Annotated in this window: 26 protein-coding genes; 13 read left to right on the forward strand and 13 right to left on the reverse strand. The window is 66.8% G+C overall.

Features of this window, described 5'->3' with window-relative positions; translation table 11 throughout:
- Nucleotides 1-46: 46 nt before the first annotated feature.
- Nucleotides 47-1,486: an NAD(P)-dependent oxidoreductase gene (locus ABFK29_RS19685; protein ID WP_005860026.1), complete on the reverse strand. Its 1,440-nt coding sequence runs from the start codon at nt 1,484-1,486 to the stop codon at nt 47-49.
- Nucleotides 1,487-1,716: 230 nt separating this feature from the next.
- Between ABFK29_RS19685 and ABFK29_RS19690 the strand changes: the two genes are divergently transcribed.
- Nucleotides 1,717-2,520 (forward strand): undecaprenyl-diphosphate phosphatase, encoded by an 804-nt coding sequence (locus ABFK29_RS19690; RefSeq protein WP_005860029.1) that lies wholly within the window; start codon nt 1,717-1,719, stop codon nt 2,518-2,520.
- Between the two features lie 15 nt (nt 2,521-2,535).
- Here ABFK29_RS19690 and rlmH read toward each other — a convergent pair whose 3' ends face one another.
- From rlmH to ABFK29_RS19715, 5 genes are all read right to left on the reverse strand, one after another.
- On the reverse strand, nt 2,536-3,006 hold the full coding sequence (gene rlmH / locus ABFK29_RS19695; protein WP_040604687.1) for a 23S rRNA (pseudouridine(1915)-N(3))-methyltransferase RlmH: 471 nt from the start codon (nt 3,004-3,006) through the stop codon (nt 2,536-2,538).
- 19 nt (nt 3,007-3,025) lie between these two features.
- A complete protein-coding gene (rsfS, locus tag ABFK29_RS19700) occupies nt 3,026-3,385 on the reverse strand; it encodes a ribosome silencing factor (protein WP_040604688.1) in 360 nt (119 codons plus the stop codon).
- Between the two features lie 314 nt (nt 3,386-3,699).
- Nucleotides 3,700-3,936: a hypothetical protein gene (locus ABFK29_RS19705; protein WP_005860035.1), complete on the reverse strand. Its 237-nt coding sequence runs from the start codon at nt 3,934-3,936 to the stop codon at nt 3,700-3,702.
- Between the two features lies 1 nt (nt 3,937).
- Entirely contained in the window at nt 3,938-4,219 is a 282-nt protein-coding gene (locus ABFK29_RS19710) for a hypothetical protein (protein ID WP_005860036.1), read from the reverse strand.
- Nucleotides 4,220-4,391: 172 nt separating this feature from the next.
- Nucleotides 4,392-5,474 (reverse strand): hypothetical protein, encoded by a 1,083-nt coding sequence (locus ABFK29_RS19715; RefSeq protein ID WP_005860038.1) that lies wholly within the window; start codon nt 5,472-5,474, stop codon nt 4,392-4,394.
- Nucleotides 5,475-5,702: 228 nt separating this feature from the next.
- Between ABFK29_RS19715 and ABFK29_RS19720 the strand changes: the two genes are divergently transcribed.
- The 7 genes from ABFK29_RS19720 (at nt 5,703) to ABFK29_RS19750 (ending at nt 14,242) form a co-directional block, all read left to right on the forward strand.
- Complete coding sequence (locus ABFK29_RS19720; RefSeq protein ID WP_040604689.1) at nt 5,703-6,662, forward strand: metal ABC transporter solute-binding protein, Zn/Mn family; 960 nt, start codon at nt 5,703-5,705, stop codon at nt 6,660-6,662.
- 1 nt (nt 6,663) lies between these two features.
- Nucleotides 6,664-7,524 (forward strand): metal ABC transporter ATP-binding protein, encoded by an 861-nt coding sequence (locus ABFK29_RS19725; RefSeq protein WP_005860042.1) that lies wholly within the window; start codon nt 6,664-6,666, stop codon nt 7,522-7,524.
- A 64-nt stretch (nt 7,525-7,588) separates the two neighbouring features.
- Complete coding sequence (locus ABFK29_RS19730) at nt 7,589-8,791, forward strand: metal ABC transporter permease (RefSeq protein ID WP_005860044.1); 1,203 nt, start codon at nt 7,589-7,591, stop codon at nt 8,789-8,791.
- A gap of 190 nt (nt 8,792-8,981) precedes the next feature.
- On the forward strand, nt 8,982-9,851 hold the full coding sequence (locus tag ABFK29_RS19735; protein ID WP_083803574.1) for a metal ABC transporter permease: 870 nt from the start codon (nt 8,982-8,984) through the stop codon (nt 9,849-9,851).
- A gap of 216 nt (nt 9,852-10,067) precedes the next feature.
- Complete coding sequence (locus ABFK29_RS19740) at nt 10,068-13,193, forward strand: error-prone DNA polymerase (RefSeq protein ID WP_005860048.1); 3,126 nt, start codon at nt 10,068-10,070, stop codon at nt 13,191-13,193.
- Between the two features lie 273 nt (nt 13,194-13,466).
- On the forward strand, nt 13,467-13,823 hold the full coding sequence (locus ABFK29_RS19745; RefSeq protein ID WP_005860050.1) for an antibiotic biosynthesis monooxygenase family protein: 357 nt from the start codon (nt 13,467-13,469) through the stop codon (nt 13,821-13,823).
- An 80-nt stretch (nt 13,824-13,903) separates the two neighbouring features.
- Nucleotides 13,904-14,242: a cupredoxin domain-containing protein gene (locus ABFK29_RS19750; RefSeq protein WP_005860051.1), complete on the forward strand. Its 339-nt coding sequence runs from the start codon at nt 13,904-13,906 to the stop codon at nt 14,240-14,242.
- A 90-nt stretch (nt 14,243-14,332) separates the two neighbouring features.
- On the opposite strand, the gene ABFK29_RS19755 is transcribed toward ABFK29_RS19750, so the two are convergent.
- From ABFK29_RS19755 to uraH, 5 genes are all read right to left on the reverse strand, one after another.
- Nucleotides 14,333-15,517 (reverse strand): aromatic amino acid transaminase, encoded by a 1,185-nt coding sequence (locus ABFK29_RS19755; protein WP_005860053.1) that lies wholly within the window; start codon nt 15,515-15,517, stop codon nt 14,333-14,335.
- Nucleotides 15,517-16,368, reverse strand: coding sequence for a 3-mercaptopyruvate sulfurtransferase (gene sseA / locus ABFK29_RS19760; protein ID WP_005860055.1), 852 nt, complete (start codon nt 16,366-16,368; stop codon nt 15,517-15,519). Before sseA ends, ABFK29_RS19755 begins: the two co-directional genes overlap by 1 nt.
- A gap of 104 nt (nt 16,369-16,472) precedes the next feature.
- On the reverse strand, nt 16,473-16,748 hold the full coding sequence (locus ABFK29_RS19765) for a hypothetical protein (protein WP_005860057.1): 276 nt from the start codon (nt 16,746-16,748) through the stop codon (nt 16,473-16,475).
- A 113-nt stretch (nt 16,749-16,861) separates the two neighbouring features.
- Nucleotides 16,862-17,335: an SsrA-binding protein SmpB gene (smpB, locus tag ABFK29_RS19770; RefSeq protein WP_005860059.1), complete on the reverse strand. Its 474-nt coding sequence runs from the start codon at nt 17,333-17,335 to the stop codon at nt 16,862-16,864.
- 380 nt (nt 17,336-17,715) lie between these two features.
- Nucleotides 17,716-18,072, reverse strand: a complete 357-nt coding sequence (gene uraH / locus ABFK29_RS19775; protein ID WP_005860061.1) for a hydroxyisourate hydrolase — start codon at nt 18,070-18,072, stop codon at nt 17,716-17,718.
- Nucleotides 18,073-18,153: 81 nt separating this feature from the next.
- Here uraH and puuE point away from each other — a divergent pair, with 81 nt between their 5' ends.
- The 3 genes from puuE to ABFK29_RS19790 are packed head-to-tail and all read left to right on the forward strand — an operon-like array spanning nt 18,154 to nt 20,890.
- Nucleotides 18,154-19,566, forward strand: a complete 1,413-nt coding sequence (puuE, locus tag ABFK29_RS19780; RefSeq protein WP_005860063.1) for an allantoinase PuuE — start codon at nt 18,154-18,156, stop codon at nt 19,564-19,566.
- Nucleotides 19,563-20,396: a bifunctional allantoicase/(S)-ureidoglycine aminohydrolase gene (locus ABFK29_RS19785; protein ID WP_005860065.1), complete on the forward strand. Its 834-nt coding sequence runs from the start codon at nt 19,563-19,565 to the stop codon at nt 20,394-20,396. Before puuE ends, ABFK29_RS19785 begins: the two co-directional genes overlap by 4 nt.
- Complete coding sequence (locus ABFK29_RS19790) at nt 20,393-20,890, forward strand: ureidoglycolate lyase (protein WP_005860067.1); 498 nt, start codon at nt 20,393-20,395, stop codon at nt 20,888-20,890. The genes ABFK29_RS19785 and ABFK29_RS19790 overlap by 4 nt, the downstream gene beginning before the upstream one ends.
- 149 nt (nt 20,891-21,039) lie before the next feature.
- On the opposite strand, the gene ABFK29_RS19795 is transcribed toward ABFK29_RS19790, so the two are convergent.
- The gene (locus ABFK29_RS19795) at nt 21,040-21,366 is read right to left on the reverse strand and encodes a hypothetical protein (RefSeq protein WP_005860069.1); all 327 of its coding nucleotides are present in this window, start codon (nt 21,364-21,366) and stop codon (nt 21,040-21,042) included.
- 183 nt (nt 21,367-21,549) lie between these two features.
- On the opposite strand from ABFK29_RS19795, the gene ABFK29_RS19800 reads away from it, so the two are divergent.
- Together ABFK29_RS19800 and ABFK29_RS19805 are read left to right on the forward strand one after the other, a co-directional pair.
- Nucleotides 21,550-21,786, forward strand: coding sequence for a hypothetical protein (locus ABFK29_RS19800; protein ID WP_005860071.1), 237 nt, complete (start codon nt 21,550-21,552; stop codon nt 21,784-21,786).
- A 6-nt stretch (nt 21,787-21,792) separates the two neighbouring features.
- On the forward strand, nt 21,793-22,497 hold the full coding sequence (locus tag ABFK29_RS19805) for a hypothetical protein (RefSeq protein WP_005860073.1): 705 nt from the start codon (nt 21,793-21,795) through the stop codon (nt 22,495-22,497).
- A gap of 120 nt (nt 22,498-22,617) precedes the next feature.
- Here the strand turns inward: ABFK29_RS19805 and ABFK29_RS19810 are convergent, their stop codons facing one another.
- Complete coding sequence (locus ABFK29_RS19810) at nt 22,618-24,210, reverse strand: tryptophan halogenase family protein (protein ID WP_157136520.1); 1,593 nt, start codon at nt 24,208-24,210, stop codon at nt 22,618-22,620.
- Between the last annotated feature and the right edge of the window lie 76 nt (nt 24,211-24,286).

A 24,286-nucleotide genomic window follows, 5' to 3' on the forward strand; every position in this document is an offset into this window, starting at 1 on the left:
GCGCATCCTTTGCGGGAATGTACCGGCAATCCCCACAGCCTGGAGGTTACTCCGCCGCCACGGCCGTCTTCGCGTCAAGATCCTTTAACAGCGCCTCGACACAGTCGCGCCCGTCGCGGATCGCCCAGACCACCAGAGACGCACCGCGCACGATATCGCCGATGGCATAGACGTCCGGCAGCGCCGTGCGGCCGGTGGTGAACTCTGCCTTGACGGTGCCCCAGCGGGTGACGTCCAGACCCGGCACACCCCAGAGCGTCGGCAGCTCCTCGGGCTCGAAACCAAGCGCCTTGATCACCAGGTCCGCCGGCTCGTCGTAGTCCGATCCGTCGATCAGCTCCGGACGCTGGCGCCCCGAGGCATCCGGAGCGCCAAGGCGCATCTTTTGCACGGTCACGGCGCTGACGACATCGCCGCCCTTGAAGCCCGCCGGTGCGGTCAGCCATTCGAAGACGACGCCCTCTTCCTCGGCGTTCTGCACCTCGCGCTGCGAGCCGGGCATGTTGGCACGGTCGCGGCGATAGAGGCACTTCACGCTCTCCGCGCCCTGACGGATCGCGGTGCGGACGCAGTCCATCGCGGTGTCGCCGCCGCCGATCACCACGACCTTCTTGCCCTTGGCGTTCAGCGTGCCGTCCTCGAACTCCGCCACCTTGTCGCCGAAGTTGGCCGACTTGTTGGACGCGGTGAGGTACTCGATCGCCTTGACGATGCCCTTGGCGCCCGCGCCCGGCCCGCCGAGGTCGCGCGACTTGTAGACGCCGGTGGCGATGATGACCGCATCATGTTGTTCGCGGATATCGTCGAAGGACATGTCCTCGCCGATGTTGCAGTTCATCACGAAGCGCACGCCGCCGTCTTCCAGCTGCTTGACCCGGCGCATGACCACGTCCTTCTCCAGCTTGAAGCCGGGGATGCCGTAGGTCAGCAGCCCGCCCGCGCGGTCGTAGCGGTCGTAGACCGTGACCTGCACACCGGCGCGGCGCAGCATGTCGGCCGCGGCCAGGCCGCCGGGGCCCGCACCGATGATGCCCACGGATTCCGTACGCTCGCGCGCGGGGGCGGCGGGCTTCACCCAGCCGTTTTCCCAGGCGGTGTCGAGGATGTACTTCTCGACCGTGCCGATGGTGACGGTGCCGTGGCCCGACTGTTCGATCACGCAGTTGCCTTCGCACAGACGGTCCTGCGGGCAGATGCGGCCGCAGATCTCCGGAAAAGTGTTGGTCGACTGCGCCAGTTCATAGGCTTCTTCCATCCGCCCGGTCGCGGTCAGCCGCAGCCAGTCGGGGATGTTGTTGTGCAGGGGGCAATGGCTTTGGCAATAAGGCACGCCGCACTGCGAACACCGCGCCGCCTGCTCCTTTGCACGGGCATCGGCGAACTCGGCATAGATCTCCTGGAAATCCTTGTTGCGGACGTTCGCGTCACGCTTGTCCGGCATCTGGCGCTCGGTGGTGACGAATTTCAGCATCGGCTGCTTGGCCATGTGTCGTGAAACCTCTTGCAGGGGTCAACCTCGTATCGCCGCCTCTCTACCGAAGCTTCACACCAAATAAAAGTCAAAAGTACTGACCTAAATGTCGGTTTTTATGGTCCCGCACACCAATATTCGACCGAGGACTTCAGAATTTAGGTAACAATCCGGACCTACTTTCCGGCTTTTCTCTCTGAAACAGGGGGTTATACCGAAGCTATTCTTTTCTTCGGAGCCGCCCAATGCCGCTGACCCAACTTCTGATTCTCGCGTTGATCCAAGGTATTACCGAGTTTCTCCCGGTTTCCTCCTCGGGTCACCTGATTCTTCTGCCAATCCTGACCGGAATGCAGGATCAGGGCCTCGCCATCGACGTTGCGGTTCACGTGGGCACTCTGGGGGCCGTCCTGCTGTATTTCCGTGCAGATGTGAAAGACGCCGTCACCGGCCTGCCCCGGCTTCTGACGGGACATATGGACACACCCGGCGCGCGGCTCGCCTTCCTTCTGATCGTTGCGACCATTCCGGTGATCATCGCGGGCTTCGCCCTGAAAGTGCTTGGCATCGACGAGATGCTGCGCTCCACCGCCGTGATCGGCTGGGCGATGCTGGTCTTCGGGCTGGTGCTCTGGTGGGCCGACCGTACCGGCCCGGAAGAGAAGACCGACGCCGACTGGTCGCTGAAGGATGCGATCGTCATGGGGCTGTGGCAGGCCGTGGCCCTGATCCCCGGCACCTCGCGCTCCGGCATCACGATCACCGCCGCACGGATGCTGGGCTACACACGCACCGACGGCGCCAAGCTTGCCATGCTGATGTCGATCCCCACGATCCTCGCCTCCGGCGCGCTGCTGAGCCTCGACGTGCTCACCGGCGAGGACGCGGTGTCGGTGAAGGACGCCCTGATCGGCGCCGCCTTCGCCTTCGTCGCGGCGCTGCTCGCCCTGACCCTGATGATGCGCCTGCTGCGCAGCGTCAGCTTCACGCCCTACGTCATCTATCGGGTGATCCTCGGCGTCATCCTGCTGTGGATCGCCTACAGCTGAAGTACGCGCCTGCCGTCAGGCCCGGTGATACGGCGCGCCAGCGAGGATCGAAGCCGCCCGGTAAAGCTGCTCCGTCAGCATCACCCGGACCAGCATGTGGGGCCAGACCATCGCGCCGAAGCTGAGCGTGAAATCCGCTTCGGCGCGCAGACCCGGGTCGATCCCGTCCGCACCGCCGATCACGAAGGCCAGGTCGGAACAGCCGCCGTCGCGCAGATCCGCCAGTTTCGTCGCGAACTCCGGAGAGGTCATCACTGCACCACGTTCGTCGAGGGCACAGACCTTGGCAGCGGACGGCAGCGCCTTGCGCAGCAACACGGCCTCAGCCGCCATGCCGCCGCCCTTGCGGTCGTCCACCTCGACGACGCGCACAGGGCCAAGGCCAAGCGACCGGCCGCTGCGGTCGAACCGCTTCACATAATCGTCGATCAGGGCGCGTTCCGGACCGGCCTTCAGCCGGCCCACCACGCACAGGTGCACTTTCACGTCGCGTCCGGACCTTCCATCAGGCCGAAGCGGTCGTGGGCATCCACATCTTTTCGAGCTGGTAGAACTCGCGCACTTCGGGACGGAACACGTGCACGACCACGTCCGCCGCGTCGATCAGAACCCAGTCCCCGATATCCTTGCCCTCCATCTTGCACTGGACGCCCAGCTCCGATTTCAGGGTCTCGGCCAGCTTGTCCGAGAGCGCGGCCACCTGCCGGGTCGACCGGCCGGAAGCGATCACCATCCAGTCACAGACAGAAGACTTTCCGCGCAGATCGACCTGCACGACGTCTTCGGCCTTGTTGTCGGAGAGTGTGGAGAGGACCGCGGCGAGGATCTCGCTGCTCGTCGGGTCCGGTTGGGTCGGCGCCGTCATCGGCTGACCCTGTTCAGCGGATGTACCCGCATGTGCCATTGCAGACAGGACATCGTCCTCCTTCGGATAGCGCGCCTGTGACACGCCCCGGCGCCGGGCTGCCTATGAATATAGCAGCGCAAATGTGAATTCTCAATGTCGCGCCGATGCAGAAGGCAAAGCCGCGCCACTCAGGCCAGGACCTGCCCGTTTTCCGGGCGCACGGCGTATGGATGGCGAGGGTCACTTCGCTCGATTGACTGCTTGCTCCGCTACCACGGATGCCGTTCACGGCCCCTCCCCGCCCCAACCAATCCGGCCGCTTTCGCCCGACTTCACTTGCCGGTCAGACGCCAACTTTTTCTATGTTTTTCCAGTTTCCCGGCGGCTTTGAGGTGCTGTGCCTGCCATCGCATATCGTACTGCCACGTATAAAACAGATCACCTGACGCCAGAAGTTCAGCTTCATGATTCTCCCAGATATGCTGAGCAATCCGAGTCAGGTGCGCCTCACCGCCGTGCGCCTTCAAGGCTGCGATGATCCACTCCTGAAGGTCCTGTTTTTTTGCCAAGTCATTGTCCTCCCAAAGCCAGATACCCCACATAGACCAGCCAAACCGCCGCCAGCCCCCAGGCCACGTGCATGACCCGCGTCAGCCGCCGGTGCCGCGCTGCGTAGTCGCGGAAGGCGTCTTCGTCGGGCGCCTCGTACTCAGGGGCCTCGCCCAGCCGCCGCCTGAGGGCGGTGGGCAGATCGCGCGCCATCCTCCGGATGCGCGTCCGCCGCCAGTTCGACGCCGCCATGACAACGAACACGCACACCATCGCCAGGGACCATACCGGATTGGCCTGCATAGGACATCTCCCGTTTCTCTGCTTTCCAAATACTCATGCTCCGCGCCGGTCGCCATGCGCAACGCGTCCGGGCGCGCGGACCTGACGTAGGGTGGGGCTCCGCGCCACCCTGCCCCGGCCGCCACGGTTCGCCGGACCGAAGGCTATCGCACCCGCGCGAAAGGCGCGCACGTCAGCCCCGCCGCAGCGGCAGCACCGCCACCGCCTCCTGCAGCCCCGCGTCCGGCACGGTATCGTCGCGCACCTTCGTGCGTTTCAAAAGCTTCCAGCCGTTGGTGATGTTGCGGCAGTGCCAGAACCAGGCGTCCTTCGCCCGGAACCACGTCGGAAAGGGCAGCCGCTCCAGCCGGTGCTGGCGCCACTCGAACCCGCACAACGGCCCCGAAGGCACCATGCACCACTTGTCCGGACACGTCTTCGCGGGATCGTCGCGCCAGCCATGCACGGCGTGCGAGGGCACGCCCTCGAACCCCGGCGCGGGGTGCACCCAGTAGCCCGGGAAGGCGACATAGCCGAAACGGCTCGCCACCGCGCGGTCGAAGATCCGGCCATCCGACATCACCAGCTCGTCCAGATCGCAGTTCAGCACGGCGCGGGCGTCCCACAGGAACCGGTGCCGCACCGCGTTCAGGACGCAGAACTGCAGGAACAGCTCGGAGTTGGCGTAGGGCTTCTTCCCGCGCGGCCCGTATGGCACGGAGGTCGACAAGACCCGCGCCACCGGCACGCCGCTCGCCTCCAGCGCCTGCCGCACCACGTCCGGGCCGTGGACCTCGGACCCGTTGTCGACGAACAGCACCGCGTCGGCGCCGTGATGGATCATGTGGAAGCGCACCCAGTCCTCGATCCAGCCCGGCTCGTTGTCCTTCGACAGGGTGACCAGAACGTTGCGCCCGGCGAAATCGGGCTCCGGCCCGTGCACGACGCTCTCGCCGCGCCAGCCGTCCACCTCGACCGAGACCGTCGCAGGACAGCGCGCCGAGCGCAGGGATATGACGGTGTGCCGGTCATATGTCCGGAACCGCGCCCGCACCGCCTGCCCGTCCAGTGCAAACCGTGCCCTGCGCAGAGGGGCGTCGAGGTTGTTCAGTCTCGGGCAGATCAGCCGGACGACTCCGGCCCGCCAGACCGCGTCCAGCCACAACGTCCGGCCATCGAACCGATCGAGGTAATCGTCCTCCCAATAGAGGTCCTTCACCCTCGGCTGCCGCTCCAGCCCGCTGCCGTCCAGCGTCAGGGTCGCGAAATCGGTCAAGCGCCCCTCCCTGTCCGGCCCCGCCTCGTCGGCACCGGGCTTGGCACGGATCGGCCCGCCGCATCAAGCGGCAACACGCGACCCGTCGCTCCGGTCCGCAAGACGCCCCCCCCTCGCCGTTTCAAAGAGCAACACGCAGCCAAACCCCCACCTTTCTTGCGACTAAGTCGCATGAACGTTGACTTCTTGCGAATGGCTCGCATATTGAGCAGAGAAAGGACAGCTTACATGACATTTACACGCCGTACCTTCCTCGGGGCCGCCGCCGCCCTGCCTCTGGTTCCGCGCATGGGCCACGCAGCCGCGCCGCTCAGGGTGACCGCCACCACGGGCATGATCGCCGACACTGCCAGCAACGTTGCGGGCGCGCTGGCCGAGGTGACCGCGCTGATGGGTCCGGGGGTCGATCCGCACGGCTACCGGCAGACCCGCTCCGACATCGTCACTCTGACGCGCGGCGACGTAGCGCTGCGCAACGGCCTCCACCTCGAAGCACAACTCGAAGATCTGTTCGAAACCCTGTCGAGCCGCGTGCCCGTCGTGCCCGTCGCCGAGGCCATCCCCGAAACCGACATCCTGTACAACACGGTCTACGAGGGCCGGCCGGACCCGCACGTCTGGATGGTGCCGCGCCTCTGGCGCCACGCGGTCGAGGCAACCCGCGACGCGCTGACCGACCTGCGGCCCGAGGAGGCCGACACCTTCGCCGCCAACACAGAAGCCTATCTGGCGCAGCTCGACGCGCTGCAGGCCTATGCGACCGACGTCCTGGCCACCGTGCCCGAACCGGCGCGCGTGCTCGTCACCGCGCATGACGCCTTCGGTTACTTCGGCGCGGAATACGGTTTCGAGGTCATGGGCATTCAGGGCATCTCCACGGAGTCCGAGGCGGGCCTCCAGCGCATCGCCGCGCTGGTCGACGCGCTGGTGACGCGCGGCATCGGCGCCGTCTTCGTCGAAAGCTCGGTCTCCGACCGCAACGTGCGCGCGCTGATCGAAGGGGCGGCCTCGCGCGGGGCCGATGTCCGCATCGGAGGAGAACTCTTCTCCGACGCCATGGGTCAGCCCGGCACCTACGAAGGCACATGGATCGGCATGATCGACCACAACGTGACCACGATCTGCAAAGCGCTTGGCGGCACCGCCCCCGACCGGGGCATGAACGGCAAACTCAATGCCGGGATCTAAGATGCAGCGATCCGAAACCCATGGCCTCGACCTCGCCACCTCCGCAGGGCAGCCCGTAACCGAAGACCTCTCGGCGGCCCCGCTGGCCTTGCGCGGGTTGACCGTGTCTTACGGCGGCGAGCCGGTGATCTTCTCCGTCGACATGACGCTGATCCCCGGCACGATGACGGCGATCATCGGCCCGAACGGCGCGGGCAAGTCGACGCTGCTGAAAGCCGCGCTCGGCGTCATCAAACCGCTTGCGGGCCGTGTCACGGCCTGGGGTGCACCGCTCGAAGCGGCCCGCCACCGGATCGCCTACGTGCCGCAGCGCGCCTCCATCGACTGGGACTTCCCGACCACTGTGATGGACGTGGTGCTGATGGGCCTCTGGCGCGAACTGGGGCTTCTGAGACGCACCCGCAAGACCCACCGCGACGCGGCGCTCGCCTGTCTCGCGCGCGTCGGGATGGACGGTTTCGCCGACCGCCAGATCGGACAGTTGTCCGGCGGCCAGCAGCAGCGCGTCTTCCTCGCCCGGGCGCTGGCGCAGAAGGCCGACCTCTACATGCTGGACGAACCCTTCGCCGGCGTGGACGCCGCCACCGAAAGCGCAATCATCTCCGTCCTGCATGCGCTGCGTGACGAGGGCCGCACAGTGCTGTCGGTGCACCACGACCTCGCCACCGTGCCGCGCTACTTCGACCGGGTCTTCCTGATCAACCGCCGCCGCGTGGCCGAGGGGCCGACGGACACGAACTTCACCGAAAAGGCGCTGACAGCCACCTACGGCGGACGGCTGCCCGACACCCGCCTGCCTGAGCCCAGACTGCCTGACGAACGACGGCCTGACGAAAGACGGCCCCAAGGCCGGCCAGCCTGAAACAGGCCGCCCGAACGCCGTCTGCCCCGCACCCGGATCTGTCCCAAGGAAACGCCCCCACCCCATGCTGATCGACGCGCTGACCCTGCAACTTGGCTATAATGCGACGCTGGTCGCGCTCGGGGCCGCGGCGCTCGGGCTGGCGGCGGGGACGGTCGGTGCCTTCCTCTTCCTGCGCCAGCGCGCACTGGTGTCCGACGCGATCAGCCATTCGACCCTGCCCGGCCTCGCCTGCGCCTTCCTCCTGATGGTGGCCTTCGGCGGCGAGGGCCGTAACCTCGCCGGTCTGATGGCAGGCAGCGCCGTGTCGGCCTGGCTCGGCCTGTGGCTGACGGCCTGGCTGACCCGCCGCACCCGCCTGTCCGAAGACGCCGCAATCGGCGCCGTGCTCTCGGTCTTCTTCGGGCTGGGGGTGGTGCTGCTGACCGTGATCCAGACCATGTCCGCCGGACGGCAGGCCGGGCTGGAAAGCTTCCTGCTCGGCTCGACCGCGGGCATGCTGCAAAGCGACGCGCTGCTGATCGCCGCCGGAGGCGCCCTGACGCTGACCGCCACGCTGCTCTTGCGCCGGCCGCTGCTGATGATCGCCTTCGACGAAGGCTATGCCGCCCAGCGGGGTCTCAGCGTGCATGCCTTCGACATGGCGCTGATGACGCTGGTGATGGCGGTGACCGTGACCGGGCTGAAGATCGTCGGGCTGATCCTCATCGTCGCCCTGCTCATCATCCCGCCCGTCGCCGCGCGCTTCTGGACCGACCGGGCCGAACGGGTGGCACTGCTGGCGGGCGTCCTCGGCGGCGCGGCCGGTTACGCGGGCGCCGCGATCTCGGCCACCGCGCCGCAACTGCCCACCGGACCGATCATCGTGCTGACCGCCTTCGCCTTCTTCACCCTGTCGCTGATCGCGGCGCCCGGACGCGGTGTCATGGCGTCCCTGCTGCGCCACCGTCGGCTGCAACACCGGGTCCACCTGCGGCAGGGGCTGCTGGCGCTGGCCCACGGACAACCGGTCTACGAAGACCTCACACGCCGGATGCTCCGCGCCCGGGGTCTCTTGCGCGCCGACGGGGTGCCCACGGCAAAGGGCCGCGCCCGCGCCGCGGAAGAAGCACTGGACGAAGCCCGCTGGCAGGAACTCCGCCGCGCGCCGCAGCTTTCCGAACTCGCCGCGCGCGACGATGGCCTGACCCGGATCGAGGACATCCTGACCCGCGACCAGATCGCCGCCATCGACGCCCGCCTGGGTCCCAGGGGAGCGGTGGCATGACCGGTCTGTCCGCTCCGATCCCTCCCACGACTGGCCAAGCCCGGCCCGGTTGCAAAGCCCGCCGGGCGTGTCGCCCAAGTGTCACGCGACACGCCCGTGCCGCGTGTTCAGTCCGCCGGTCTCCTCCTCCCTTCCCGACCGCGGGAGACGCCCAGTGAACTCCGAATTCCTTGCCCTGTCCCTGCCGCCGATGCTGATCGGCACGCTTGCGGCGATGGCCTGCGCCCTGCCCGGCAACTTCCTGCTGCTGAGGCGGCAGGCGCTGATCGGGGACGCCATCTCGCACACCGTGCTGCCGGGTATCGTCGTTGCCTTCCTGGTGACCGGAACGATCGCCGCCGTACCGATGATGCTGGGCGCCGCCGGCGCAGCCCTTGTGGCCGTGGTCCTGATCGAGGCCATCCGCCGCCTCGGCCGCGTCGAACCCGGCGCGGCGATGGGCGTCGTCTTTACCGCGATGTTCGCGGGAGGCGTGCTGCTGCTGGAACAGACCGACACCGCGTCGGTGCACCTCGACGTGGAACATGCGCTTTACGGCAACCTGGAAAGCCTGATCTGGCTCGACGGCTTTTCCTGGAGCGCCCTGACAGATCCCGCCGCGCTCGCCACCCTGCCACCGGAACTGGGCCGCATGGCGGCAGCGCTGGTCGTGGTCGCAGCGGCGACTTGGCTGTTCTGGCGGCCACTGAAACTCGCCACGTTCGACGAAGCCTTCGCCCGCACCCTCGGCCTGCCAGTGACCCTGATTTCGCTGGGTATCGTGACAATGGCGGCCCTCGCGGCGGTGGCCGCCTTCGACGCTGTCGGCTCGATCATCGTGATCGCGATGTTCATCTGCCCCCCCGCCTGCGCCCGCCTGATGACCAACCGGCTGGAACACCAGGTGACATGGTCGCTTGGCTTCGCGACGCTCTCGGCCGTTCTGGGATACGTGCTGGCCGGATATGGCCCGCTCTGGCTGGGCAACACCGCGTCGGTCTCCGCCGCCGGGATGATTGCCACGGTATCGGGAGCACTCTTGGGACTGGCCGCGCTCTTCGGACCACATCGCAGGGGATGACCGGTTTCGGATCGGCTGACGCCGATCCGACCGTCGGGGGGCTTTGCCCCCCGTACCCCCCAAGGTATTTGAACCAAGATGAAGAATATGGCGCGGCTTGGTCTTCATCTTGGTCCAAATACCTATTTTTGTTAGTGAAGCGGGTCCGGCGGGCTGCAGGGCAGAGTGGTGCATTCCGACTCCAAATGGAACAAATCATGAACTAATCTGCCGGGCATGTTCGCCGAGCTCTGCATTACGTCCAACTTCAGCTTCCTCACAGGTGCGTCGCATCCAGAAGAATACGTGGAGCGCGCCGCCTTTCTCGGTATCGAGACCATTGCCATCTGCGACGAGAACTCCGTCGCGGGGATCGTACGAGCCCACAGCGAGGCGAAGGAGATCGCCTACCAGATCCGCGAACGGGAGGAGATCATCGCCCGCGACGGATTGATCGGGCCGCCCATGCCGCCCGGACTGCCGGCGCCGCCCCGGGCACCGGTCGACACCGTGCCGCGGGTAATACCCGGTGCCCGGCTGGTGTTTCGCGAAGGGCTTCAGATGACGGTGCTCGCGACTTCACGGCGGAGTTGGGCAGATCTGTGCAGAATCATCTCGCTGGGGCGGCGGCGGGCCGGGAAGGGCTCTTGCGACATCTCCCTGGCCGACCTGCCCGAAGACATGGGCGGATGGGAGGCCATTCTCCATCCGCCACGCGTCCCCACAGCGCCGGGCGGCGCGGGCGGCTGGCTGTCACGGGCGGAACAGGTGTCGCGCCGCTTTGCCCGGACCTCCGCTGTTCCTTCCGACGGTATGGATGCGAACGGCGCGCCGGGGGTGCCGCCGGACCGGGACGCCCTGTCGCCCGGGCGCCTGCACCTCGCCCTCGCGCCCCGTTACGACGGGCAGGACGCGCGTCGGTTCGACGCGCTGGCCCGGCTGGCGGAACGGCTGGGCATCGACACCGTCGCCACGGCCCAGCCGATGATGCACCACGGCCGCCGCCGCCGCCTGGCCGACGTACTGACCGCCATCCGCACCCGCCAGCGGGTCGACAAGCTGGGTCGCCACGCGCTGGCCAACGCCGAGCAACGCCTGCGCTCCGGCGACGAGATGCGCCGCCTTCTGGGGCCGCATGCCGCCGCCGTCACCCGTGCCGGCGAACTGGCGCGGCGCTGCACCTTCGACATCGCCTCCCTGCGGTACGAGTACCCTTCCGAGATCACCGGGACCGAGACCGCCACCCAGCGGCTGTCCCGCCTCGCGCACGAGGGGCTGGCCTGGCGTTACCCGCAGGGCGCCCCCGACAAGGCCCGCGCCCAGCTCGATCATGAACTCGCCCTCATCGCGAAACTGAAGTATGAGCCCTATTTCCTCACCGTCCGCGACATCGTGGCCTTCGCGCGGGAGCGCGGCATCCTCTGCCAGGGGCGCGGCTCGGCGGCCAACTCGATCACCTGCTACTGCCTGGGCGTCACCTCCGTCAGCCCCGAGATCGGCACCATGGTCTTCGAGCGATTCGTCTCGGAGGCCCGCGACGAGCCGCCCGACATCGACGTCGATTTCGAGCACGAGCGCCGCGAGGAGGTGATCCAGCACATCTACGAACGCTACGGTCGCCACCGCGCTGGGATCTGCGCCACCGTCATCCACTACCGCGGCAAGCGCGCGATCCGCGAGGTCGGGCGCGCCATGGGCCTGAGCGAAGACACGCTGGGCGCGCTGTCTTCCCAGCTTTGGGGGTTCTTCTCCACCTCCGGGATGGAGGAGCAGCGAATGCGCGAGATCGGCCTCGACCCCACCGACCGCCGCCTGCAACTGACGATGGAGCTGATCCACGAGATCATCGGCTTCCCCCGGCACCTCTCCCAGCACGTCGGCGGCTTCATCGTGACGGAGGGCCGGTTGGACGAGCTGGTGCCGATCGAGAACGCCTCGATGGAGGGGCGCACGGTGATCTGCTGGGACAAGGACGACATCGACGCGCTTGGGATCCTGAAGATCGACGTGCTCAGCCTCGGGATGCTGACCTGCATCCGCAAGGCCTTCGACCTGTTGAAGCTGCACCACGGCACCACGCACACGCTGGCCACCCTGCCGCCCGAAGACCCGGAGGTCTACGACATGCTCTGCCGCGCCGACAGCTTGGGCGTCTTCCAGGTGGAAAGCCGGGCGCAGATGAACTTCCTGCCCCGGATGCGGCCGCGAAACTTCTACGACCTGGTGATCGAGGTGGCGATCATCCGGCCCGGTCCGATCCAGGGCGACATGGTCCACCCCTACATCCGCCGCCGCAACGGCGAGGAGCGGGTGAGCTTCCCCTCCGACGCGCTGGGGGAGGTGCTGGGCAAGACGCTGGGGGTGCCGCTCTTCCAGGAGCAGGCGATGCAGATCGCGATCACCGGCGCCAACTTCACCCCCACCGAGGCCGACCGCCTGCGCCGGTCGCTGGCGACGTTCAAGAAGCACGGCTCGGTCAGCGAATTCCGCACCCGCTTCATGAAGGGGATGCGCGACAACGGCTATGACGAGGCCTTCGCCGACCGCTGCTTCTCGCAGATCGAGGGGTTCGGCTCCTACGGGTTTCCCGAAAGCCATGCCGCCAGCTTCGCGCTGCTGGTCTATGCCTCGGCCTGGCTGAAGTGCCACCACCCGGCGGTCTTTGCCTGTGCGCTGCTGAACTCCCAGCCGATGGGCTTCTACGCGCCCGCGCAGATTGTCCGCGACGCCCGCGAACACGGCGTCGCCGTGCGGCCCATCGACATCAACGCCAGCTACTGGGACAACGCGCTGGAACCCGACGGGCGGGGCGGTCTGGCGCTGCGGCTGGGCTTCCGCCAGATCAAGGGCCTGAGCGAGGACGACGCCCAGTGGATCGCCTGCGCGCGCGGCAACGGCTACCGCACGGTGCGCGACGTCTGGCGGCGGGCGGGGCTGTCGCCGAAGATGCTGGGCCGCCTGTCGGAGGCCGACGCCTTCGCCAGCATCGGGCTGAACCGGCGCGAAGCGCTGTGGGAGGCCAAGGCGCTGACCCGCGGCCCCGACCTGCCGCTGTTCGCCCGCGACATCGAGGGCGAGGCGATCCGCGAGGTCATGGCCGACCTGCCCCGGATGACCGAGGGCGAGGAGGTGGTGGAGGACTACGTCGCCATGCGCCTGTCGTTGCGCGCGCACCCGGTGGCGCTGCTCAGGCACATCCTGACGCCGCCCGACGGGCGCCCCCCCAGCCCCGGTTTCGCCCCCGACCAGCCCCGCGACGCGCGGGAGCAACTGGCGGCGGCACGTGGACGCCATTCCCGCGATATGTCCTCTCCGGTCACACGCACGTGGGAAAGCCGCAAGGGCAACGGCGAGGAAAGCTAGGCCGGTGCCTGCGCCCTGCCGGCGGTCCGGTCATACCGGCGCACGCCGACAGTACGCCCATACCGGCGCACACCGACGGGTCCACCAAAAGACCAGCTCCGCCCCGACGCCCGCGTCGGCAACTTCGCCTTGCATAGCGCCCGCCGCTTCCCGAAACTGGCGCGCACAGCACGCAGGCGGACCGGAGTGCCGGGCATCGGGAACCACCACCCGAAACCGACCGGTGCCCACCGTCCCGCCGCCCATCCGAACCGACAACACGGACCTCCAGCCATGATCGCCATCATCTTCGAAGTGACCCCCGCCGAGGGCAAGAAAGACGCCTACCTCGACATCGCCGCCACCATGCGGCCGCTCGTCGAACAGGTCGAAGGCTTCATCTCGGTCGAGCGTTTCCAGTCGCTGACCAATCCCGAAAAGCTCCTGTCGATCAGCTTCTTCGAGGACGAGGCGGCCGTCGAACGCTGGCGCCAGCTTGAAAAGCACCGCGCCGCCCAGTCCGCCGGGCGCAAGGGCATCTTCGCCGACTACCGCCTGCGCGTGGCGCACGTACTGCGCGACTACGGCATGAACGACCGCACAGAGGCACCGGTGGACAGCAAAGCAGTACATGGCCACACGGCTGCGTGATCGCGCCTGAAACATGTGGCGGGACATGGAAGGTCATGGGAACACGAAGATGCGTTTTTCATTATCAAAGGACTTTTCACATGACCAAGATTGACCGCCGCGCCATGTTCCGCCTTGTCGGGACCGGACTCGCCCTCCTGCCCCTCACGGCTCTGACCGCCCGCGCCGCCAGACATGCCGGCGCCGCCGTGACCATGTCGGGGATGGCCTTCGCGCCCGCCTCCCTCACGGTCAAGGCCGGGACCGCCGTCGCCTTCATGAACGAAGACGGCGCACCGCACACCGCAACGGGCGACGGCTGGGATACCGGGCGTCTCAACCGTGGCGACAGTACGGAGATCGCCTTCGACACCCCCGGCACCTACGCCTACGCCTGCGCGATACACCCTTCGATGAAGGGCACGATCATTGTCGAGTGACCGGAACCGCAGGTACTGAAAGACAGGCGGGGGGCGCGGCATCTGCCGGCCCCCCGCTTTCATTTGCAGCCTAGAAGGCCCCGAAGGCCGTCAGACCCCGGCGGCCACCATCGCTTCGGCCAGGACCGGCACGGTCTTGGCGTTCAGGCCCGCCACGTTGATCCGCGAATCGCCAACCATGTAGACGCCATGCGACTGGCGCATCGCCTCCACCTGCTCGGGCGTCGCGCCGAGGCGCGAGAACATGCCGCGGTGCTGCGCGATAAAGCCGAAGCGGTCCGATCCCGTCAGCCGCTGCAGTTCGGCGGCAAGCTGCTCGCGCAGGCCCAGCACGCCCTCGCGGATCTCGCGCACTTCCTCTTCCCAGTCGGCCCGCAGCGCCGGATCGTCCAGCACCATCGTCACCAGCCGCGCCCCGTGGTCCGGCGGGAACGAGAAGTTCTGCCGGTTGAGGTGGTTCAACATTCCCTGGTTGGCCTTCTGCCGCACCGGGTCCTGCGCCACGGCCATCAACAGGCCGGTGCGTTCCCGGTAGACCCCGAAGTTCTTCGAGCACGAGGCCGCCACCAGCACCTCGGGCATCTGCGACACGACCATGCGCAGACCGGCCGCGTCCTCGTCCAGACCGTCACCGAAGCCCTGGTAGGCGATGTCGATCATCGGAGTGACGCCGTTCTTCACCAGCAGGTCGATGACCTCCTGCCACTGCGACAGGTTCAGGTTCGCGCCGGTCGGGTTGTGGCAGCAGCCGTGCAGCAGCACCACGTCGCCCACCCGCGCATCGGCGAGGTCTTCCATCATGCCGGCGAAATCCACCGCCCGGGTCTCGGAATCGAAATACCGATAGGGCTGCATGTGCATTTCAAGGTGCTTCAGCATGGTGATGTGGTTGGGCCACGACGGATCGCTGACAAACACCCGCGCCTCGCGGTCGGCCATGCGGATCATGTCGAAGCCCTGACGCACCGCGCCCGTTCCGCCCGGGGTCGCCGCCGCCGCCACGCAGTTGCGCGGCACCGCGTCGCCCATCAGCAGGCCGAACATCGCGTCGGCAAAGCCCACGTCACCGGCCAGACCGGTATAGGACTTCGTGGTCTCGGTCTCCCAAAGCTGCTTCTCGGCGGTCTTGATCGCACGCATGATCGGCGTGCGGCCCTCGGCATCCTTGTAGACGCCGACGCCAAGGTCGATCTTCTGCTCGCGCGGGTCCTCGCGGAACGCCTGCATCAGCATCAGGATCTTGTCTGCGGGTTGCTCTTTCAGCAGTTCGAACATCACTTCTCTCCGGTCGCGACGGGCAGCGTCGGAAAGGCACCCCATTCCGCCCACGACCCGTCATAAAGCGCATGGTCGCTCTTCCCGAGCACCTCCAGCGCAAGGTTCAAAATCGCCGCCGTCACGCCCGATCCGCAAGAGGTGATGACCGGCTTCGACAGGTCGACGCCCGCCGCCTCAAAGACAGCACGCAGCGCGTCGGGGTCCTTCAGGGTGCCCTCGGACGTCAGCAGGGTGGCATAATGCACGTTCTTCGAGCCCGGAATATGGCCGGACCGCAGACCGGCGCGCGGCTCTGCCGCCTCGCCCCGGAAACGGGCCGGACCGCGGGCATCGACGATCTCGTGGTCCTTCAGCTTGGCCGCCGCGCTCACCTGCGTCACGTCGCGCACCAGATGCGCCTGACGGCGCACCGTCATGTGGCGGTCGCGGATCACCGGCGGCAGATCCTCGACCTCGCGGCCCTCGGCCTGCCACTTCGGGAAACCGCCGTCGAGCACCGCGATGTCGTCCTTGCCCATCAGCTTGAACAGCCACCAGACCCGCGCCGCCGAGAACACCCCGGCGCCGTCGTAGACCACAACCTGATGCCCGTCGCCCACGCCCATGGCCCGCATCCGCGACATGAACTTCTCCGGCTCCGGCGCCATGTGCGGCAGCTCCGAACGCGCGTCCGAAACCGCGTCGATATCGAAATACCGTGCGCCGGGAATGTGCGCGGCGGCGTATTCTGCCTTCGCATCACGCCCCATGTCGGGCAAGTACCAGCTGGCATCGAGGACCCTCAGGTCCGGATCGTTCAGATGCCGGGCCAGCCAGTGCGTCGACACCAGCACTTTCGGATCGTCCATGGCTTGCGCGCCTCCTCACCCCGCCGTTTTCGTCCACACGTGCTTAGGCAAGGCCGCGACGGCATGCAAGCGGCTGGGCGTCGCGGCGCGCAATACTTCGGGTTTTACTTCTTCCAGCGGTTGCGCAACGCCCCCGCGACGGCCACCGCCACCGCACCGCCCGCGAGTCCGCCGGCGGTCTGGCCCATCACCGCAGCCACGTCCATGCCAGCGCTTTCCGCCGGAGCCCCGATGCGAGTCAGCACCGCGCTGCCCACCGTCCCCCCGGCCAGACCGGCCCATCCGTCCCGCCAACGCCCGAAACTGAGATGCCCAGCCCTGAGGCCAAGCAGAAGACCGCCCAGAACACCCGCAATCGCACCGATCAGAAACACCGTCACACCACTCCCTGTACGTATACGTACAAGTTTACCTAAGGCGATACCATGTCAGTTTAAGGTATGAGTAAGGTATGATCGTTCGCGGCGGGCACCGTTTTCGTGCCGGTCCGGGGTCAGCCCTGCTTCAGAAGCCGCTGCTTCTGGCGGGCCCAGTCGCGTTTCGCCTCGGTCTCGCGCTTGTCGACGGTCTTCTTGCCCTTGGCGATGCCGATCTTGATCTTCGCGATTCCCTTGTGGTTGAAGTACAGCACCAGCGGCACAAGCGTCATGCCCTTGCGCTGGGTGTCGTTCCACAGGCGTGCCAGTTCCCGCTTCGACGCCAGAAGCTTGCGCCGCCGCCGTTCCTCGTGACCGAACATCGCGCGTTCGTAGGGCGCGATGTAAGAGTTCACCAGCCACAGCTCGCCGTCCTCCACCGCCGCATAGCTCTCCGCGATGTTGGAGGTGTTCTCGCGCAGCGACTTCACCTCCGAACCGGTCAGCATGATGCCGCATTCGAGGTCGTCCTCGATGGCATAATCGTACCGCGCCCGCCGGTTCTCGGCGATCACCTTGTAGTTCGGACTCTGGTCGGGTTTCTTGGCCATGGGCGTTGTAGATAGGCGTCCGGGCCGCCGCTGTCCAGTTGCCTGATGCGCGCCCCGGGGACACGGGCCAAAAGCGCGGGCCAGAAGCCAGAGGCACGGGCCAGAAGAATGCGCCCTGCGCCCGCAGGCCGGAAGACAGCCGGAAGAAACCGGGGCGTTAACCACACAAGCGCGTGATCCGGGGCAAAAGGTTACCAACCGGCCGGTTCGCCCCCCCGAAACGGCCGGTTCACCGGTAACAGACCTTCATCTTCGTGAAGATCGGGTAATTGCCTTGTGTGTTCTCTGCGCCGCGACCCCGGATGTGGGCGGCGCACGCTCCGTCAACCGGTGCGCACGCCATGTGAACCTTAACGGATCTTCACACCCGGCCCGGGCGATCAGCTCCCCCGGTAGGTCGAGAAGGCGAAGGGCGAGATCAGCAGGGGCACGTGATAATGCGTGTCCTCCGACATGCCGAAACGGATCGGCACCTCGTCCAGAAACAGCGGTTCCGCCCCGGCTTGCCCGGTGGCGCGCAGATAGGCACCGGCCTCGAAGACCAGTTCATAGGTGCCCGTCCGGAAATCTTCCCTGGGCAGGATGTGGCTGTCGGTCCGCCCGTCGTCATTGGTCACGACGCGGCATATCTCGTGGCGGTCATTGCCTTCGATACGATATAGAGTGATCCCCACGCCTTGTGCGGGCAGCCCGCGCGCCGTGTCCAGAACGTGGGTCGTCAGGAACCCTTCGGCCATATCTCGGGCCCTCCTCTTGCAAATCCCGCCGGTTTGGCGCTTCTGAGGGGGACTGCAAGACATTCCGAAGGTCCCGTCAAGATGACCCGCTATATCCGAGACATGATCGGCTACGGTCCCGACCGTCCCGATGCCCGTTGGCCGGGCGATGCCAAGATCGCCGTGCAATTCGTCCTGAACTACGAAGAAGGCGGCGAAAACAACATCATACACGGCGACGCGGGTTCCGAAGGCTTCCTCTCGGACATCCCCGGCGCACAGCCCTGGCCGGGCATGCGGCACTGGAACATGGAGTCGATCTACGAATACGGATCGCGCTCCGGGTTCTGGCGGCTTCACCGGCTTTTTACCCAAAGAAATCTGCCGCTTACCATCTATGGCGTGGCCTCTGCCCTCGCCCGCTCGCCCGAGCAGGTGGAGGCGATGAAGGACGCCGGCTGGGAGATCGCCTCGCACGGGTTGAAGTGGATCGAACACCGCGACATGCCCGCCGAGGAAGAGCGCGCCCAGATCGCCGAAGCCATCCGCCTGCACACCGAGGTCACCGGGGAAGCGCCGCAGGGATGGTACACCGGGCGGTGCTCCGTGAACACCGTGGATCTCGTCGCGGAAACCGGGCAATTCGCCTATATTTCAGACACCTACGATGACGATCTGCCCTATTGGAAACAGATCCACGGGCGCGATCAGCTTATCATTCCGTACACGCTCGAAGCCAACGACATGCGGTTCGCGGGCGCGCCGGGATGGGTCACCGGCCACGATTTCGAGGAATATCTGACCGACGCCTTCAACGTGCTGCGCGCCGAAGGACAGGCCGGGAAGCCCGCGATGATGAGCATCGGCCTGCACTGCCGCCTGATCGGGCGCCCCGGCAAGATCGCCGGTCTGATGCGTTTCCTCGACCACATCCAGCAGTTCGACGACGTCTGGGTCGCCCGCCGGATCGACATTGCCCGCCACTGGGCCAGCACTCATCCGCCGGTCCAACGGGCACGCCCTTCGCAGATGGACCGCGAGACCTTCGTCGCCACATTCGGCGGTATTTACGAGCATTCGCCGTGGGTTGCCGAGCGGGCCTTCGACTTGGAACTGGGGCCCGCGCACGACCGACCGGCTGGTCTGGCCAATGCGCTGGCCCGCGCCTTCCGCCGCGCCTCGCCCGAGGAACGCCTGCAGGTGCTGCGCGCCCACCCCGACCTTGCCGGCAAGCTGGCGCAGGCCCGGCGCCTGACCGCCGAAAGCTCGGAAGAGCAATCGTCGGCCGGTCTCGACGCGCTCACCGACGACGAGCGCAGCACCTTCGAGGCGCTGAACACCGCGTATACCGAAAAGCAAGGGTTCCCGTTCATCATCGCGGTCAAGGACAACACCAAGGAAAGCATCCTCGCCGCCTTCCAGCGCCGCCTCGGTAACACTCATGAACAAGAGCTTGACGAAGCGTGCCGCCAGGTCGAGCGCATCGCCCGCCTCCGTCTGGAGAGCCTGATTTGACCACCTACGCCTTCCCTCCCGGCGGGCTGCCCGGGCAGAACATCAATCCGCAGGGCACCGCCGTCTTCACCGAAGCCTACGCCGTGATCCCCGCGGTCACGCAACGCGACATCACCACCAGCTTCCTGCCGGACTGGCTTCTGGCGAAGGTCTGGATCCTCGCCCGTCCGCTGACCGGCTTTGCCGAGACCTTCGCGCAATACGCCGTGGAGCTGGCACCGGGGGGTGGCTCCGCCGAACCCGAACCCGACAGGGAGGCGCAGGCCGCCATCTTCGTTGCCTTCGGGACGCTGCGCATCTCCATCGGCGGCGCGCGGGAGGACCTGCAACCGGGGCACTTCGCCTACATCCCGGCAGGCGCGCATTGGGAGATCTGGAACACGTCGGACGCACCGGCGGGGTTCCACTGGATCCGCAAGCGCCACCAGCGCATTCCCAGCCTCAACCCTCTGGAAGCTTTCGTCATTCACGAAACCGACGTGGGCAAGGCGGCGATGCCGGATGCCGTCGGCGTATGGGAGACGCAGCGCTTTTTCGATCCCTTCGACCTGCGCTACGACTTTCACGTCAACATCGTGAACTTCTGCCCCGGCGGGCGCATCCCCTTTGCCGAGACGCACGTGATGGAACACGGGCTCTACGTGCTACAGGGCACCGCGCGCTACCTGCTGAACCGCGATTGGGTGGAGGTCGGGCCGGGCGATTTCATGTGGCTGCGCGCCTTCTGCCCGCAGGCCTGCGTCGCCACCGGCAAGGAACCGTTCCGCTACCTGCTTTACAAGGACGTGAACCGGCACGTCAGCCTCTCCCTTCCCGGGGACCGGCCATGACCCTGCCGACGATCCATGCGCGCCCCTTGACCCCGCAGGCCTTCGCCCCTTTCGGCGACGTGCTGGAGGCACAGGGCGCGCCGGACAAGATCATCAATCAGGGCAAGTGCGGGCGCTTCCACGACCTGGCCACGATGGACTTCGGCCCTAGGGGCCGTGCGGGCGTCTCTGTCTTCGATGCCGAACCGCGCACCCTGCCCTACAAGCTTGAAATGGTCGAACGGCATCCGGAAGGCTCGCAGGCGTTCCTGCCGATGCACAGTCACCCGTGGCTGGTGATCGTGGCAGAGCCGGGCGATACACCGGGGCCCGTCCACGCCTTTCTCGCCTCCGCCGGTCAGGGCGTGAACTTCCACCGCGGCACCTGGCACGGCGTGCTGACCCCGTTGCACACGCCGGGCCTCTTCGCCGTGGTGGACTGCATCGGCGACACGCCGAACCTTCAGGAGCACTGGCTGGACCAGCCGGTCCTGATCGCCCCAGCCGCCATGTAGGCCGTGCGAAAAGGGCCCCGCGAAGGGCCCTTTTCAGGGGGCGCGCTCCATGCGCCCCATGCCCCCCGGGACAGGATGGGGGACTGCCCGACAACGGAGCATCGCGGTCGAGAGGGGATCATCCCACGCGACGCTCCCGCCATTCTGGATCAGTGCCGGTTGTGGCGGCGGTCCCATTGGTGACGACCGCCGTGACGATGGTGCCCGTAGCCGTGATGGCGCCGCGGTCCCCGGTCATACCGCCTATCGCGATGGCCGCGATCGTAGCGCGGCGAGCGGTCCGTCTGGACGTAGGCGCGCGGCTTGTGCCCCTTGTTGTTCTGCTTGGCCAACTCGTTGAGCAGCAACAGGGTAGCCGCCGTGCCGAAAAGGACCCGGGCGGTGTCGTTGTTGCGCGCGGCGGCCGGAGACGCGGTGGACAGGGCGGCGATCAGCGCACCGACGGCAACGATGGAGGTGACGAATTTGAGACGCATTGGAAATTCCTTTCTTCGCATGGCAAGGTGTGTGTGGCGGCCCCGGGGCGGGGAAACCTCGTAGCATCACGCTGCCCGTCCCCCGCCGGACCACGCAATAACGCCCCAGCGCTATCGGATAACTGCCGGCCCAGACCGTTGCGGTTATTGAATTTCCTCGCGTCCGGGCGCAGGGTTGAAGACATGAAACACATCCTCGCCCCGGCCCTCGTGGCACTCACCCTCCTGACGCCCGCGCTGGCCTCTGCCGCCTGTTCGGTGGAATACAAGGCGAAGCGGGACGACCCCCTGCGGCTTGATCATGGTACGATCGTCCTCGACGCCTGCGAGTCCGCCGCGCAGGTCGAACGCGAGGTCCGCACCCGGCTTGCCGCCAACGGGTGGATCCTGCTGAAGATCCTTGGAACCACCGCCGGATAAGCCACGATGCCGCCCATTGCCGTTTCCGTTTCAGAAAGCCTGCGTTCCGGCAGCCGCCTAGTCTCTCTCGGCATCGCGGCCATCGTCGCGATCCTTGCCATCACGGGGGGGCTGCTGATCCTCACCCTGCCCGACGCCAACGCCTTCAACGCGCGGGTTGAACGGATCTTCGTCGAAAACGACGCCCTGACCGGCGAGGGCGAGATCAAGCTGCTGGAGATCCTGGCCCAGTCGGGCACGGCCTTTTCCGACGTTCTGGCCAGTTATCGCACGATCATCTTCGTCCTGTTGATCTTTGCCACGGCGCTGCTCGTTGCGGCGCTGGTGTTCCTGGTGATGCTGGTGACCCTGAACCGCCGCATGGCCCAGATCGAACGGTCGGGGATCGAGGTCTCCTCGCTCATCATCTCGCGCGAGGAGCGGACGGTTTACCTCAACACCATGGGCTTCAAGCTTACCGACGCGATGATGGAGACGCTCTCCGTCCTGGCGGAGGCGCGGCTCGACGACGAGATGCTGACCGGCGCGCAGATCGAGTCAATGATCTCAGGCAAGTCGGAGTCCGACTGCGAGGAAGCCGCCGGCGCCACCCGCATCAAGCGGCTGCGCGACGGTCTGGGCAACCAGATCGTGTCGGAACTGCTGGTCAAGAACATCGCCCGCCGTGGCTATGTCCTCGCCATCGACAAGGGCGTGATCGAGATGGTCTGAACGGCCATCCGCCAGCATCCGCCAGCCAATCAGCCCCTCCGGCGTTCCGCACACCCCGCTCCACGCCCGGCACGCAATGATGTAGGGCGGGGCTTTGCGCCGCCTGCCTTCCGCCAAGCCTCAGAAGAGCACCGCCTCGTCGGCCACCGCCCCCAGCGACTGCCGCGTCACCGCGCCGTCCGTCGCCTCTCCGCGCAGCACCCGCAGGGCGCGGCGATGGTCGGCCTTCGCCTTCACAACCGCCATGTTGCGCGCCGCGCTGTCGCGCAGGAAAGCCTTCCAGCGCTTCTCGGACAGGGCAAACGACCGGTTCAGCCGCGCCGCGCCCCAGCCATTCTCGTAGACCCGCTTGCCCAGAAGCACCGCCTGGAAGGTGTTGTGATCGAAGAGGTTCGCCCGCCCGATGTCCATCTCGACCGGCAATTGCCGCTGCCACAGGTCCAGCCAGCCTTCCAGCCGGTCGGTGATCTTCAGCCCGCGCGCATCGCACCAGTAGTCCGTGTCCGTCCGGTTGCCGAGCCGGTAGTGAAGGCAGATGAAATCCCGCACCTCATTGTACATCTCGTCGGCGCAGCGGTTGTAGGCGGCGCGGGTGGATTCTTCGTAGTCCCGGCTGGGGAAGTACTGCAGCAGCCAGCGGATGCCCATGTCGATCATGTGGATCGCGGTCGATTCCAGCGGCTCGATGAAACCCCCTGATAGCCCCAGCGCAACGCAGTTCTTGACCCACGCCCGCCGCATCCGTCCGATGCGCATCGGGATCACGCGCGGCTCCGCCCCCTTCGGCGCGCGGTCGCCAAGGTGCGCCATGAAATCGTCCCGTGCGGCGTCGTCCGTGCGGTGCGCGCTGGAATAGACATAGCCCGTCCCGATCCGGTGATAGAGCGGCACCGACCAGCTCCAACCGGCGCCAAGCGCGGTGGACGACGTGGCGGCAGGCAGCACCTCTGGGTCGGCATGCGGGATCGGCAGGGCCATGGCCCGGTCGTTGGCGAGATAGTCCGAGTAGTTCTCGAACGGCTCGCCCAGGGCTTCGCGGATCACCAGCCCCTTGAAACCCGTGCAGTCGATGACAAGCTGCACCGGCCGCCGTCCCAGCGCGCGCAGGTTCAGCGCCGCCACATGGCCCGTGTCGTCCAGTTCCACACCGTCGACGTCGTCCAGCACGTGCTCCACCCCGCGCGCCACGCCGACCTCCGCCAGCATCTTGGCGAAGGCGCCCGCGTCGAGGTGATAGGCATAGCCAGCGCGGGGCATCGGATCGTTCTTCGCATTGAAGGACAGCGGGCACTTGCCCGCGTCGAGTAGGTCCATCAGCGGCGAAAACGACTGGATGTAATCCCGCCTGCCCGCCCCGAAGGCCTGGAAGTAGTGCCCGGCCTCGACTCCGTCGATCTTCGGCGGCGGCGCGAAAGGGTTCATGTAGTCGAAGGGCCGTCCCTTGTGGTCGACGTTCCAGCCGCGGAACATCACCCCCATCTTGAACGAGGTGTTGCAGCGGCGGAAGAACTCCTTGTCGTCGATCCCCATCTCGCGCAGCGTGACTGGCATGTGCGGCACGGTCGCCTCGCCCACGCCGACGGTCGGCACGTTGGGCGATTCGATCAGGGTGATCGCGATTTTCGGCGCGCATTTGCTGCGCAGATAGGTTGCCGCGAGCCAACCGGCCGTCCCGCCCCCGACGACAGTGATCGATGTGACAGGCTCCGCCATGCTGTGCATCCTGCAGATGTTATGTGGAGTGTCAGAATAAAGCCGCCGAGGCGCCGCGCCAGCACCAGAGGTCACA

Source organism: Sagittula stellata E-37 (assembly GCF_039724765.1).
Lineage (GTDB): Bacteria > Pseudomonadota > Alphaproteobacteria > Rhodobacterales > Rhodobacteraceae > Sagittula > Sagittula stellata.